Source organism: Photorhabdus aballayi (assembly GCF_026153155.1).
In the GTDB taxonomy this organism is placed as follows: Bacteria; Pseudomonadota; Gammaproteobacteria; order Enterobacterales; family Enterobacteriaceae; genus Photorhabdus; species Photorhabdus luminescens.
Genome location: NZ_JAPFCD010000084.1, coordinates 1 through 14,017, shown reverse-complemented (window position 1 = coordinate 14,017; position 14,017 = coordinate 1). Strand labels below are relative to the sequence as shown.

Below are 14,017 nucleotides of genomic sequence, written 5' to 3'. Positions count from 1 at the left end.
TTGACAGGGGAAAATATAATTTCTTTAATTGAAATGGATGAACAAATAACATTCTCAGGTAGTGTTGTTATAATATTTTTTTCTTCTCCTTTGGTTTTATATTATATGGTTGCAGTTATTTTTGTCAGTATAACTGGTCGTTCTCCAAAGCATCATGATGGTTTTGTTAACTGTTTTGGGACGATAGCCATTATTTCATTTTTTTTAAGTTTTCCTACATCTTTGTATGTGCACTATAAATTAAAAAGTGAAAACTATTTAGTATGTCCAAGAATATCCTGGATGTCGCCTAATACCTATGTAAAAGATATTAAATTATGTGATTAATATTGGTCTTATTAGCAGATGAAGGAGAAAAATCAATCTAGTATAGTCGTCCTCATTTTGATTTAAAAATTAAGATTAATAGCTATATTCCTCTATCCTATATAGTAGAAAATACATGCAACAGAATGCATAGGAGTTACTGTAGGGAAAACACCTAAAAATCGGAAAATTTATTATCTTCTAACGTATTTAATTTAAATGAATTATTTAATCATTTGTCTTAAAGAGCAGAAAGGAATTATGGTATAAATAAATTATTATCAACATTTTTATAATAAATTAATTGATCATCTTATAATTGTTGTTTAATCTCTGTTTAACTAATTTAAGTTAGGTGTAAATTGTTTGGTTGTTATTGAAATAGTAACGTATGAAAGATAAACCTGAAATGGTGGAGATATGGATATACGTAATATCAAAGCTTTTATCGTATTAGCCGAAACACTTAATTACCACAAGGCTTCGCAAATACTACATATCTCACAACCTGCGCTGACTAAGAAAATTAATGCACTGGAAGAGGAATTCGGGGCGCTTTTGTTTTCCAGAGGACGAGGTGGCACCAGATTAACTGATTTTGGACAAAAAACTTTTGAGAATGCTCAGAAATTACTGGGTCATTTTAAGCAGTTTCAGATTCAGGTTACTCATGATTTGCAAGATGATTCGCCACATTACCTTTATGTTAGCTCTTGTTTTCCTATTTATGATTCTGGAAAAATGGAAGAGCGAATGTTTCTAGGCAGGAAGGAAAAAGTCGTGTTTGTCCTCATTACCGGTCTGACATTCGAGCAGCAAATGAATCTATTAAACTCTGGTTTATTACATATCGCCATTGTTCCGCTGCCATTAACTTCATCACTTATGCCTAGAAAGATTTTTACTGAAAAACTGGTTTATCTTTTTAAAAAAGGCAGTGATTGGCTGCGGAGTTTGACAGAATTAAGCGCTGAAATGGCATCGTTATATCAGCTTATTGGCATGGATGAGGATGATATACCCATTGATTTTACTGATGGCATTAACGCATTTTCTATTTATGATAATAATATGAATTTAATGTTAAAAACGAATGATATTATGGTAATGATTGAACTGATAATTAAACGTAATGGTTTTTCTTTAATTCCGGAAAAAATTATCCGTTCAATTCCATCACAATATCTGGATTTATTAGAAGTGTTGAAAACCGATATGGAGGTTGATTTTGGCATTTTATGCAGCCCAGCTATTGAGTATGGATTGATAAGTGAAGCAGAATTATTCTCTTCATTTATTGATAGTATGTGAATGAAGAAAATAGGGGTTATTTATATGGTGAAATTGCCTCTTATTCATTTCAAAGAGAAAGAGACTATTTTATCTGACCTTATTTTTTCATAGTGTGGAATTGGTTTTTTCAGTAATGAAGCTGTATGGATATTATTGAAAATAAAGCGGATTATTTTCTCCGCTTTATTCTCTTATTGAATGATAATTTATGAAATCATTTATCCTTCAAACGTTTGCGTCATTTTTTCAAGTTGCTCCTGAATTTCCATCCATGCTAATTCAATTTCTTCCAGTTTTGATTTGGTCTGATTTTGTTTTTGCAGGTATTCAGTCAATTCAGTTTTACGACTGTTATCATAGATAGCGCTGTCTGAAAGTTGATTTTCTAGTGCGACCAGCTCGTTACCCAGTTTCTCCATCTGTTTTTCCAGATCAGCAAGCTGTTTGCGCAGTGGTTGCGTTTGGTTACGGAAGTCAGCTTGACGCCGTTTTTGATCTTTTCTTTCCTGAGCGCTTTGGCTAGATGTCTCTTTTTCCTTATCGTTGTTTTCACGTATTTGCTGATTTTGTTGACGTTGTTGATCTGTCAGCCATTGTTGATAATCTTCTAAATCGCCATTGAATGATTCTACCCGGCCATCATGAACCAGATACAACTCATCTGTTGTTGAGCGTAATAGATGCCGATCGTGGGAAACCACAACCAATGCACCGTCAAAGTCGATCAACGCTTCTGTCAGTGCTTGACGCATATCCAGGTCGAGATGGTTCGTTGGTTCGTCAAGTAACAAAAGGTTAGGACGTTGCCAGACCATCAGAGCCAAAACTAAACGTGCTTTTTCTCCTCCGGAAAAGCGCCCACTCGGGTCAGTCACTTGATCGCCTTTGAAACCAAAGCCACCCAGATAATCCCTAAGTTGCTGCTCTGTTTCCTGTGGCGCAATACGGACTAGATGCTGTAATGGCGATTCATCCGCACGCAAATATTCCAGTTGATGTTGAGCGAAATACCCCAGTTTGATCCCTTTAGCTAATTCGACTTCTCCACTCTGAGATTGCAGTTCACCAGCCAGCAATTTAATCAACGTAGATTTACCCGCGCCATTACGGCCAAGTAGACCAATGCGGGAGCCGGGAACCAGATTCAGTTTGATGGAATTTAAAACGGTCCGTTCGCCATAGCCTGCGCTGACCTTTTCCATTTTCAGGAGGGGGTTTGGCAGACTCTCCGGTTTACGAAAACTGAAATGAAATGGGTTATCAACGTGGGCAGGGGCGATCAGCTCCATCCGTTCTAACATCTTGATACGGCTCTGAGCCTGTTTGGCTTTGCTGGCCTTGGCCCGGAAACGGTCGATATAACTTTGCAGATGGGCTACTTTCTCTTGCTGGCTTTTATAAAGAGCCTGTTGTTGCGCCAGTTTGGTCACGCGTTGGCGTTCAAAAGATGAGTAGTTGCCGCTGTACTCAAACAGCGATTGTTGCTCTATATGAAGGATCTTATCGGCAATCGGGTCGAGAAAATCCCGATCATGGGAGATAAGGATTAATGTTCCGGGATAGCTTTTCAGCCATTTTTCCAACCAGATAACCGCATCCAGATCAAGGTGGTTAGTCGGTTCGTCAAGCAACAGCAAATCAGAACGGCAGAGTAGTGCTTGAGCTAGATTGAGGCGCATGCGCCATCCGCCAGAAAATGCACGTACAGGTTGATCAAGTTGCTCTTGAGAGAAACCTAAGCCGTGCAGCAGGCTTGATGCTCTTGAACGGATAGTCCAGGCTTGAACTGTGTCCAATTGACTGTGCAGGTGAGCGATCAGGTTACCGTCATTTTTTTCATTGGCTATTTGTAACCGTTGCTCCAGTTGACGGAATTCACGATCACCATCAATAACATACTCTAGAGCAGGTATTTCCAAGGCAGGCGTTTCTTGATTCACCCAAGAGAGTGCCCAGTTACTGGGAAAAGTGAATGTTCCTGCTTCAGCCTGAAGCTCGTTTTTTAATAATGCAAGTAGAGTAGATTTACCACAGCCGTTTTTCCCTACCAGACCCACTTTCTGTCCGGGATTAATAGTGGCGCTGGCATTATCCAGCAAGACACGGGTTCCGCGACGAATTTGTAATGAAGAGAAAACAATCATAAGTATCGTTTGTATAAAATATGTTAAATTAGCAGTAACAGATAATAAGCGTCTTAATTTTGTAACTTTGTATGCATGTTAACGGAAAATACGTGTCCTGACACGTTCTTGAGGAGGGAACGATGTTGCAGCCGCCTAAAGTCCTGCTGCTGTATGCCCATCCTGAGCCACAGGATTCAGTAGCAAATCGTGTTTTGTTACAACCTGTGCAGGGTTTAGAGCATGTTACGGTCCACGACTTATATGGAGCTTATCCAGATTTTTTTATTGATGTTCACTATGAGCAACAGCTACTTCGAGAACATCAGGTGATTGTCTTTCAACACCCGCTGTATACCTACAGTTGTCCTGCTTTATTAAAGGAATGGATGGATCGTGTGTTGACGAGGGAATTTGCCAGCGGTATTGCCGGGTTGGCATTACAGGGAAAATATTGGCGTTCGGTGATTACCACTGGCGAACCGGAAGGCGCTTTCCGAGCTGATGGGTATAATCTCTATCCAATGGAAGAGATCCTGCGTCCTTTTGAACTCACCGCCGCTATGTGCCGTATGCATTGGTTATCACCGATCATTATTTATTGGGCGCGCCGTCAAAAACCTGAACTTCTTGCCATCCATGCTAATGCTTATCGTGAATGGCTCAAATCGCCATTGTCATTAGGAGGGCTATAGTTATGGAGCATTCAGCGCAATTGAGCGCCAGTGTATTGTTTTTATTTGCTGCCGTCGTGGCAGTACCCATCGCACAGAAGTGCAGAATTGGGGCCGTATTGGGTTATTTATTGGCAGGGATTGTCCTTGGTCCGTGGGGGCTGAGTTTTATCCGGGATGTTGATGATATTCTTCATTTCTCGGAATTGGGGATTGTTTTCCTGATGTTTATCATCGGCCTTGAGCTTAACCCTTCTAAACTTTGGCAACTGAGGCGATCTATTTTTGGCGTCGGTGCGGCTCAGGTTATTTTTACATCGAGTGTGTTGGCTGTGCTGCTATATCTGACCGATTTTTCATGGCAAGCGGCGGTTATCGGTGGTATCGGTATGGCCATGTCCTCAACGGCAATGGCTCTGCAACTGATGAAAGAGAAGGGCATGAACCGCAATGAAGGCGGGCAGCTTGGGTTCTCGGTTTTGCTGTTTCAGGACATGACGGTGATTCCGGCTTTGGCATTAATCCCGCTGTTGGCAGGCGGAACAGCATCCAGCGACTGGTATCTAATAGCGTTAAAAATTGCTGCTTTTGCTGGCATGTTGCTCGGTGGCCGTTATCTGTTGCGTCCGCTATTTCGTTTGGTTGTCAGAGCTGGAGTCAGTGAGTTATTTACTGCCGCGGCATTACTGGTGGTGCTCAGCTCGGCGCTGTTTATGGAGGCGCTCGGTTTTTCTATGGCGCTGGGAACCTTTATCGCTGGCGTATTACTGGCAGATAGCGAATATCGCCATGAACTGGAAATATCCATAGAGCCGTTTAAAGGATTACTGTTGGGGCTGTTTTTTATTTCGGTCGGTATGTCTCTGAATCTAGGGGTACTACTAATACATTTGTCCGAAGTATTACTTGGTGTGCTGGTTTTGGTGATTGTGAAAGGCATTGTTCTTTATCTTATCGCAATGAGTGCCGGCTTACGGGGTTCATCCTGTTTGCAATTTTCCGGCGTACTCAGTCAGGGGGGAGAATTCGCCTTTGTTCTGTTTTCGGCTGCACTGAGCCAGCATGTGCTCAATAGTGGGCAAATGGCTTTGTTGCTGGTGGTGGTGACAATATCGATGATGACAACGCCCCTTGTCATGCAATTGATAGATGCTATTCTGGCACGCCGTTATAATGCCCAAGATGAGACGGATGAACAGCCCTTTGTGGAAAATGATGATCCGCAGGTGATTTTAGTGGGCTTTGGCCGGTTCGGACAGGTAATCGGTCGCCTTCTAATGGTGAATAAAATCCGTGTAACGGTGTTAGAACGCGATGTCAGCGCTGTGAGTACGATGCGGCGTTATGGCTATAAAGTTTATTATGGCGATGCGGCTGAATTAGAGCTGCTACGTTCGGCAGGCGCGGATAAAGCCAAAGCGATAGTCATCACCTGTAATGAGCCGGAAGATACCATGATGATCGTTCATTTGTGCCAGAAACATTTTCCGAATTTGCGCATTATGGCGCGGGCCAGAGGGCGTTTGGAAGCGCATGAATTGTTGCAAAGTGGAATAGCGAATTTCACCCGTGAAACTTTCTCCAGCGCTCTGGAACTGGGGCGTAAGACCTTAGTTGAATTGGGAATGCATCCGCATAAAGCTAATCGTGCAAAACAACATTTCCAGCGGTTAGATATGCGGATGCTGAGAGAACTTATGCCGCAACTACAGGGTGATGTAGCTCACATATCTCGTATAAAAGAGGCGCGGCGGGAACTGGAAGAGCTGTTCGAACGGGAAATGCTAAATGAACGTCGCCAACCGGATGGTTGGGATGAGCGTGAATACATGAATAATAGCGGAGCAAATCATGTCAGTAAGTCGTAAGAGATTTATTGCTGGTGCTGTCTGCCCAGAATGTCACTCTCAGGACACACTAGCAATGTGGCAAGAAGATCGGGTTGACGTGGTGGAATGTGTCCATTGTGGTCACCAACAACGCCAGACTGATGAGAAAGTGACCTCTCATGTCAGAAAGCAGGAGCAGGTTATTGGTATTTTTACCCCACAATAATTATGTGAATATTAGCGCGAGTGAGTACAGAGACTGAAAATTCCGCTACAATCGGTAAAAATTTTTAGACCCACGGGTAGGAGATGTCATGAAAGTAGCAAAAGACTTGGTAGTCAGCCTGGCTTATCAAGTAAGAACAGAAGATGGTGTTTTAGTTGATGAGGCACCGGCGAGTGCGCCGTTGGACTATCTGCATGGCCGTGGTTCATTGATTAGCGGTTTGGAAAAGGCGCTAGAAGGCCGTGAGGCGGGTGAGAATTTTGATGTCAGCGTGCAGGCTGATGATGCTTATGGCCAGTATGATGACAATCTGGTTCAGCGTGTGCCAAAAGATGTCTTTGTTGGGGTTGATGAACTGGAAGTCGGCATGCGTTTCTTGGCTGATACCGATATGGGGCCAGTACCTGTAGAAATTACAGCGGTTGAAGATGAGCATGTTGTGGTTGATGGTAACCATATGTTGGCTGGTCAGAATCTGAAATTCAATGTTGAAGTCATTGCCATTCGTGAAGCGACAGAAGAAGAGTTGGCTCATGGTCATGTTCATGGCGCTCATGGTCACGAGCATGGCGAAGGCGGTTGCTGTGGTGGTCACGGCCATGACGACGGTCATCATCACCATCATGATGAAGGACACGGATGCTGCGGTGGCGGCAGTTGCCACTGATAAGCTAAAGCAGATAGTGCATTTTTAATATTTAAAAAAGCGGGGCAAGTTTGGCGTAGTTAGTTTCAATGCTTGCCCTAATTTATTGTCGTTTAAAATCTTACTACTAGTAATGAGGTGGAGGTGTTTCCTCAGATTGTGAAGCGACCAACGAAGGTTGAGCGGCTTTTAATCGTTCTGTCATCAACCGCAAATGCTCTCTTAATTTAGTTATCTCCATTTGCTGTTTAGTCACTACCTGATTTAATTCTTCGATAGTTATTTCTTGAAAGGCAATTCGACTTTCCAAATGCTCAAGCCGTTGCTCTAATTTTGACAGATCCATGATTTTCTCCTGTTTCAGGTCCTATATTGCCTGTGTTAGATGCCTCATATTAATTAAGAGTAGCCTACTATGCCCAGAATATTCTGTGAAATGCGGTTATTATGAAACCTCTTATCATTCATGTTGTCCTAATAACTTTGGGGCACTAAAAACAGCAAATATTGTGTTGTGCTCCTGTAGACGGTTATAGTGACTTGATTGCATAACTTTTGCTGACGGTAAAATCCCCCAAAGCTATTGGAGAAACAGATGAAATCATTGTTTAAAGTTACCCTGCTTGCTACCACATTAGCTATGGCTTTCAGCGCCCCTCAGGCGTTGGCGGCTAAAGCAGATAGTCAGAGTAGCACGGAATTGAACAGCGCATTTAAAACAGAAGATCAGCAAAATGCTTATGCTCTGGGCGCATCTTTAGGGCGTTATATGCAAAACACCCTGAAAGAACAGAAATCTCTGGGTATCCCATTGGATAAAGATCAATTGTTATCGGGTGTGCAGGATGCTTTCAATAATAAAAGCAAACTGACTGACAGCGAAATTGAAAATACGCTGCGTGCATTTGAAGGGAAAGTGAAGTCTGCCGCTGAAGCTAAGATGGAAAAAGAAGCTCGCGAGAATGAAGCTAAAGGTGCTAAATATCGTGAAGAATTTGCTAAGGAAAAAGGCGTTGTTAAGAGCAAAACCGGCCTTTTGTATAAAATAGAAAAGGACGGCAGTGGTAAGAAACCTGTGGCAAGCGACACGATAGTTGTGAACTACCGGGGCGCATTGATTGATGGTAAAGAGTTCGATAGCTCCTATAAGCGTAATGAGCCGCTTTCTATTCGCTTGGATAGCGTTATCCCTGGTTGGACAGAAGGTTTACAGAATGTGAAAAAAGGTGGAAAAATTAAACTGGTTATTCCACCAGAGCTGGCCTATGGTAAAGCGGATCTGCCGGGCATTCCTGCAAATTCCACATTAGTATTTGATATTGAGTTGTTGGATGTTAAAGCGGATACCAAAGCTAAGTAAGCTATTTGCTAAATAGCTTGATGAATACGGATAAAACCGTTGGTAGAGATTCTGTCAACGGTTTTTTGTTACTGAAAGCTGTGATAGAGACCAAATGTCTGAATAGCAATGGCTTGACGATGATGTCATGTGGTTTTAACGTCAATATTTCATGTGAATGCAAAGATCTTTGATTAAGATCTCTGTTAAGCTGCAACAATTGAATTTTCACAAGAAATTTTTATAGGTTTATCACGTTGTATTTTTAGCAAGACGTTGTCTGCGTTTGAAGGATGGTGTATTGAATGTCTAACCCGTTATTATCTGGTGATGTCGATTTACTGGAAAACCAACCGTTTACTGAAACGGACCACGAAATTTTAAAATCTTATGAAGCCGCGGTTGATGGCTTGGCTATGCTGATTGGTGGGCATTGCGAGATTGTCCTTCACTCATTGGAAGATCTTAAATGTTCAGCCGTCAGAATAGCTAACGGAGAACATACAGGTCGTAAAATAGGTTCACCTATTACTGATCTTGCGTTGCGTATGTTGCATGACATCACAGACGAAGATTGTAGTGCATCCAAAGCCTATTTTACCCGGGCGAAAAGCGGTTCACTGATGAAGTCAGTCACGATTGCGATCCGCAACCGGAATCGCCGAGTGATCGGTCTCCTGTGCATTAATATGAATCTTGATGTTCCTTTCTCTGAAATTATTCAAACATTTATTCCAGAGGAAACACATGATGTCGCACCGAATGTAAATTTTGCCTCATCCGTGGATGATTTGGTTGCGCAAACGCTGGAATATACTATCGAAGAAGTCAATATTGATCGCAGTGTATCCAATAATGCCAAAAACAGGCAGGTGGTTCTGAATCTCTATGAGAAAGGCATTTTTGATATTAAAGATGCAATCAATCAGGTTGCTGAGCGTTTAAATATTTCTAAACATACTGTGTATCTCTATATTCGCCAGTTTAAAAATGGTGAATGTTTAGGGCCTGAGCGGTAATGTCTTCGTTGTCTTATTGTCTGCTGGTTACGGGGCCCGCATATGGCGCCCAACAAGCCAGCAGCGCTTACCAATTCGCGCAAGCCTTAATTTCGATGGGGCATAAACTTAATACCGTATTTTTTTATCGGGAAGGGGTTTATAACGGCAATCAGTTGACTGCGCCCGCCAGTGATGAGTTTAACTTGGTTAGCGCATGGCAGGTGATGGCAAAGGAGCGCCGGTTTAGCATGCATATTTGTATAGCCGCTGCCCTTCGCCGTGGCGTTCTTGATGTTCAACAGGCCAATGAGTTGAATTTACCAGTAGCAAACCTGGCAGAAGGGTTTGAATTAAGTGGATTGGGAACACTGGCTGAGGCTATGTTGACTTGCGACCGTGTGGTGCAATTCTGAGAGGCAAAAATGAAAAAAATTGCTTTTGTCTTCACTAAAGCACCTCATGGTGATGCAAGGGGTAGGGAAGGTTTAGATGCATTACTGGCAACTTCGGCATTAACAGAAAAGATAGGTGTATTTTTTATTTCTGACGGCGTACTCCAACTACTACCGGATCAGCAGCCTGACAGAATTCTTGCCAGAAACTATATCGCTACTTTTAAGGTATTGCCTTTGTACGATATTGACGAATGTTATTTGTGCCAGGAAGACCTTGTAATGCGTGGGTTAAGCTCAATCAATCGTTTTGTTCTGGATACGAAAGTGATACCCGCAGAAACGCTCCGTGAGAAGTTGGTTGACTATGATGTCGTGCTGACATTCTGAGCTGTTGGAAGGACAATGATATGCTATATACTGTTAGCCGATCGCCTTATCAATGTGATTTCAATGTGATATTTAAGCTGCTTGCCAGTGGTGATGACATCCTGTTTATTCAGGATGGTGTACTGGCAGGAATTGAAGGTAATTGCTATCTGCCGACTCTGATCAGTTGTGGTGTTACCTTGTATGTGCTGAAAGAAGATATTGAGGCGCGGGGATTGAACGGACAGGTTTCAGACAAAGTGCAAGTGATCGACTATACTGACTTTGTTAATCTGACGGTAAAACATCATCAACAATTCGCCTGGTAGTTGAGAAAAAGCTGTATATTTCTTGACACCCTGATGAGTCAGCCATAAAATTCCGCGTCCTCGTGTTTTGCCGTTGGGCAGACAAGAGATTTAATCCGTGTTTACGAAGCAAAAAAACCAGGAGTTTTTTTAATAATGGCAACTATTAACCAGCTGGTGCGCAAACCCCGCAGCATGAAGGTTGCAAAAAGCAACGTTCCTGCTCTGGAAGCTTGCCCGCAAAAGCGTGGCGTATGTACTCGTGTATATACTACCACCCCTAAAAAACCAAACTCTGCACTGCGTAAAGTATGTCGTGTGCGTTTGACTAACGGTTACGAAGTTTCTTCTTACATCGGTGGTGAAGGCCACAACTTGCAAGAGCACTCCGTAATTCTGATCCGTGGCGGTCGTGTTAAAGACTTGCCAGGTGTGCGTTACCACACTGTTCGCGGCGCACTGGACTGTTCCGGTGTTAAAGACCGTAAACAAGGTCGTTCTAAGTACGGTGTGAAGAAGCCAAAAGCTTAATGGTACTCCGTTAAGTAAGGCCAAACATTATTTACCTTAATGTCAAAATAAACTCGTAGAGTTTTGGACAACCCTGAATTCGAAACGGAGTATTTCCATGCCACGTCGTCGTGTAATTGGTCAGCGTAAAATTTTGCCAGATCCAAAGTTCGGATCTGAATTACTGGCCAAATTTGTCAATATCCTGATGGTAGATGGTAAAAAATCTACTGCGGAAGCAATTGTATATAGTGCGCTTGAGACCCTGGCTCAGCGTTCTGGTAAAGAACATCTGGAAGCGTTTGAACTCGCATTGGATAATGTGCGTCCAACCGTGGAAGTTAAATCTCGCCGTGTTGGTGGTTCTACTTATCAGGTACCAGTTGAAGTTCGTCCGGTTCGTCGCAATGCGTTAGCAATGCGCTGGATCGTTGAAGCTGCTCGTAAACGCGGTGATAAATCTATGGCCCTGCGCCTGGCGAACGAATTATCTGATGCAGCCGAAAATAAAGGCACTGCTGTTAAGAAACGTGAAGACGTTCACCGTATGGCAGAAGCTAACAAGGCGTTCGCACACTACCGTTGGTAATTCCGTCGTAGTGATGATGCCCTGGGTGGCTGCTCTGCCACCCAGATTTACATTGAACGTCCTAGGATATAGAGGAATCAAATGGCTCGTACAACACCCATTGCACGTTACCGTAACATCGGTATCAGTGCACACATCGACGCCGGTAAAACCACCACTACCGAACGTATTCTGTTCTACACTGGTGTAAACCATAAGATCGGTGAAGTTCATGATGGCGCTGCTACTATGGACTGGATGGAACAGGAGCAGGAGCGTGGTATTACCATCACCTCCGCAGCAACAACTGCTTTCTGGTCAGGTATGGCTAAGCAGTTTGACGCGCACCGTATCAACATCATCGACACCCCAGGGCACGTTGACTTCACCATCGAAGTAGAACGTTCCATGCGTGTTCTTGACGGCGCCGTAATGGTTTATTGTGCGGTTGGTGGTGTTCAGCCACAGTCCGAAACCGTATGGCGTCAAGCGAATAAATATAGAGTTCCACGTATCGCGTTCGTTAACAAAATGGACCGTATGGGCGCGAATTTCTTACGCGTTGTCGAGCAGCTCAAAACTCGCTTGGCGGCGAACCCAGTACCTCTGCAATTAGCCATTGGCGCAGAAGATGCGTTCACCGGTGTTATTGACCTGGTGAAAATGAAAGCCATCAACTGGAACGATGAAGATCAGGGAACTACCTTCGCTTATGAAGATATCCCAGCTGATATGCAGGATCTGGCGGAAGAATGGCGTAACAATTTGATTGAAGCCGCTGCGGAAGCATCAGAAGAGCTGATGGAAAAATACCTTGGCGGTGAAGAACTGACTGAAGAAGAGATCAAAGCTGGTCTGCGTCATCGTGTTCTGACTAACGAAATCATCCTGGTTACCTGTGGTTCTGCATTTAAGAACAAAGGTGTTCAGGCAATGCTGGATGCGGTTATTGAGTACCTGCCGGCGCCAACGGATGTTGAGTCCATTAAAGGTATTCTGCCAGACGGTAAAGATACGCCGGCAGAGCGTCATTCTGACGACAGCGAACCATTTTCGGCACTGGCGTTTAAAATCGCTACTGACCCATTCGTTGGTAACCTGACCTTCTTCCGTGTCTACTCTGGTGTAGTTAATTCCGGTGATACCGTTCTTAACCCAGTGAAAGACAAAAAAGAGCGTTTTGGCCGTATCGTTCAGATGCATGCTAATAAACGTGAAGAAATTAAAGAAGTTCGTGCAGGCGACATCGCTGCTGCGATTGGCCTGAAAGATGTGACTACCGGTGATACGCTGTGTGATATCAACGCGCCAATTATCTTGGAGCGTATGGAATTCCCAGAGCCAGTCATCTCTGTTGCTATCGAGCCGAAAACTAAAGCTGACCAGGAAAAAATGGGTATCGCTTTAGGTCGTCTGGCTCAGGAAGACCCATCATTCCGCGTGTCTACCGATGAAGAATCTGGTCAGACTATTATCGCTGGTATGGGTGAGCTTCACTTGGATGTTCTGGTTGACCGTATGCGTCGTGAATTCAAAGTTGAAGCGAACGTCGGTAAACCTCAGGTTGCTTACCGTGAAACCATCCGTTCTACTGTTGAACAAGAAGGTAAATTTGTTCGTCAGTCTGGTGGTCGTGGTCAGTTTGGTCACGTATGGCTGCGTATTGAGCCAATGGAACCAGGTGGCGTAGGCTATGAATTCGCTAACGAAATCGTTGGCGGTGTTGTTCCTAAAGAATATATCCCGGCAGTAGATAAGGGTATTCAGGAACAGATGAAAAATGGTGTTCTGGCCGGTTACCCGATTGTTGACGTGAAAGTGGCGCTGTTCGATGGTTCTTACCACGAAGTCGACTCTTCTGAAATGGCGTTCAAAATCGCAGGTTCTATGGGCTTCAAAGAAGGCTTTATGAAGGCGAAACCAGTTCTGCTGGAACCTATCATGAAAGTTGAAGTTGAAACGCCAGAAGATTACATGGGTGACGTTATCGGTGACCTAAACCGCCGCCGTGGTATGATTGACGGTATGGAAGATATGACTACCGGCAAAATCGTACGTGCTCAGGTACCATTATCTGAAATGTTTGGTTATGCTACTGACCTGCGTTCTCAGACCCAAGGTCGTGCTTCTTACTCTATGGAGTTCCTGAAGTACAATGAAGCGCCGAGCAACGTCGCTCAGGCTATTATCGAATCTCGTAAAGCTAAATAAGTTTTTCGGGTTTAATATCTAGATTCTGCTCCCTCCTATATGATGAGGGAGCGATATTAAGGAATAGAGTCGTGTCTAAAGAAAAATTTGAACGTACAAAACCGCACGTTAACGTTGGTACTATCGGCCACGTTGACCACGGTAAAACTACCCTGACTGCCGCCATCACTACCGTACTGGCTAAAACCTACGGTGGTAGCGCTCGCGCATTCGACCAAATCG

General features: G+C 43.6%; 17 protein-coding genes. 15 read left to right on the top strand and 2 right to left on the bottom strand.

Annotation, left to right across the window (positions count from 1 at the left end; translation table 11 throughout):
• Positions 1-327, top strand: a 327-nt coding sequence (locus OO184_RS23570; protein ID WP_265381255.1) for a DUF1240 domain-containing protein, incomplete at its 5' end; no start/stop codon positions are given.
• A gap of 399 nt (positions 328-726) precedes the next feature.
• On the top strand, positions 727-1,617 hold the full coding sequence (locus OO184_RS23565; protein WP_265381254.1) for a LysR family transcriptional regulator: 891 nt from the start codon (positions 727-729) through the stop codon (positions 1,615-1,617).
• Between the two features lie 200 nt (positions 1,618-1,817).
• On the opposite strand, the gene OO184_RS23560 is transcribed toward OO184_RS23565, so the two are convergent.
• Entirely contained in the window at positions 1,818-3,743 is a 1,926-nt protein-coding gene (locus OO184_RS23560; RefSeq protein WP_265381253.1) for an ABC transporter ATP-binding protein, read from the bottom strand.
• 122 nt (positions 3,744-3,865) lie between these two features.
• Here OO184_RS23560 and kefG point away from each other — a divergent pair, with 122 nt between their 5' ends.
• From kefG to slyD, 4 genes are all read left to right on the top strand, one after another.
• Entirely contained in the window at positions 3,866-4,417 is a 552-nt protein-coding gene (kefG, locus tag OO184_RS23555) for a glutathione-regulated potassium-efflux system ancillary protein KefG (protein ID WP_265381252.1), read from the top strand.
• A gap of 2 nt (positions 4,418-4,419) precedes the next feature.
• Positions 4,420-6,264, top strand: coding sequence for a glutathione-regulated potassium-efflux system protein KefB (gene kefB, locus OO184_RS23550; RefSeq protein ID WP_265381251.1), 1,845 nt, complete (start codon positions 4,420-4,422; stop codon positions 6,262-6,264).
• Positions 6,248-6,451 (top strand): YheV family putative zinc ribbon protein, encoded by a 204-nt coding sequence (locus OO184_RS23545; protein ID WP_265381250.1) that lies wholly within the window; start codon positions 6,248-6,250, stop codon positions 6,449-6,451. The genes kefB and OO184_RS23545 overlap by 17 nt, the downstream gene beginning before the upstream one ends.
• A gap of 88 nt (positions 6,452-6,539) precedes the next feature.
• Positions 6,540-7,118, top strand: coding sequence for a peptidylprolyl isomerase (slyD, locus tag OO184_RS23540; protein WP_265381249.1), 579 nt, complete (start codon positions 6,540-6,542; stop codon positions 7,116-7,118).
• A 106-nt stretch (positions 7,119-7,224) separates the two neighbouring features.
• Here the strand turns inward: slyD and OO184_RS23535 are convergent, their stop codons facing one another.
• Positions 7,225-7,443, bottom strand: a complete 219-nt coding sequence (locus tag OO184_RS23535; protein ID WP_265381248.1) for a protein SlyX — start codon at positions 7,441-7,443, stop codon at positions 7,225-7,227.
• A 249-nt stretch (positions 7,444-7,692) separates the two neighbouring features.
• On the opposite strand from OO184_RS23535, the gene fkpA reads away from it, so the two are divergent.
• From fkpA to OO184_RS23490, 9 genes are all read left to right on the top strand, one after another.
• Positions 7,693-8,457: an FKBP-type peptidyl-prolyl cis-trans isomerase gene (gene fkpA, locus OO184_RS23530; RefSeq protein ID WP_265381247.1), complete on the top strand. Its 765-nt coding sequence runs from the start codon at positions 7,693-7,695 to the stop codon at positions 8,455-8,457.
• Positions 8,458-8,741: 284 nt separating this feature from the next.
• Positions 8,742-9,455 (top strand): helix-turn-helix transcriptional regulator, encoded by a 714-nt coding sequence (locus tag OO184_RS23525; protein WP_265381246.1) that lies wholly within the window; start codon positions 8,742-8,744, stop codon positions 9,453-9,455.
• The gene (gene tusD / locus OO184_RS23520) at positions 9,455-9,850 is read left to right on the top strand and encodes a sulfurtransferase complex subunit TusD (RefSeq protein ID WP_265381245.1); all 396 of its coding nucleotides are present in this window, start codon (positions 9,455-9,457) and stop codon (positions 9,848-9,850) included. Before OO184_RS23525 ends, tusD begins: the two co-directional genes overlap by 1 nt.
• 9 nt (positions 9,851-9,859) lie before the next feature.
• Positions 9,860-10,219, top strand: coding sequence for a sulfurtransferase complex subunit TusC (gene tusC / locus OO184_RS23515; RefSeq protein WP_265381244.1), 360 nt, complete (start codon positions 9,860-9,862; stop codon positions 10,217-10,219).
• Between the two features lie 20 nt (positions 10,220-10,239).
• Complete coding sequence (gene tusB / locus OO184_RS23510) at positions 10,240-10,527, top strand: sulfurtransferase complex subunit TusB (RefSeq protein ID WP_265381243.1); 288 nt, start codon at positions 10,240-10,242, stop codon at positions 10,525-10,527.
• Between the two features lie 135 nt (positions 10,528-10,662).
• Entirely contained in the window at positions 10,663-11,037 is a 375-nt protein-coding gene (gene rpsL / locus OO184_RS23505; protein ID WP_011144815.1) for a 30S ribosomal protein S12, read from the top strand.
• Between the two features lie 97 nt (positions 11,038-11,134).
• On the top strand, positions 11,135-11,605 hold the full coding sequence (gene rpsG, locus OO184_RS23500; RefSeq protein WP_011144816.1) for a 30S ribosomal protein S7: 471 nt from the start codon (positions 11,135-11,137) through the stop codon (positions 11,603-11,605).
• A gap of 81 nt (positions 11,606-11,686) precedes the next feature.
• A complete protein-coding gene (gene fusA / locus OO184_RS23495; protein ID WP_265381242.1) occupies positions 11,687-13,795 on the top strand; it encodes an elongation factor G in 2,109 nt (702 codons plus the stop codon).
• A 71-nt stretch (positions 13,796-13,866) separates the two neighbouring features.
• Positions 13,867-14,017 (top strand): GTP-binding protein (locus tag OO184_RS23490; protein WP_004208042.1); only part of this gene is annotated, 151 nt, incomplete at its 3' end.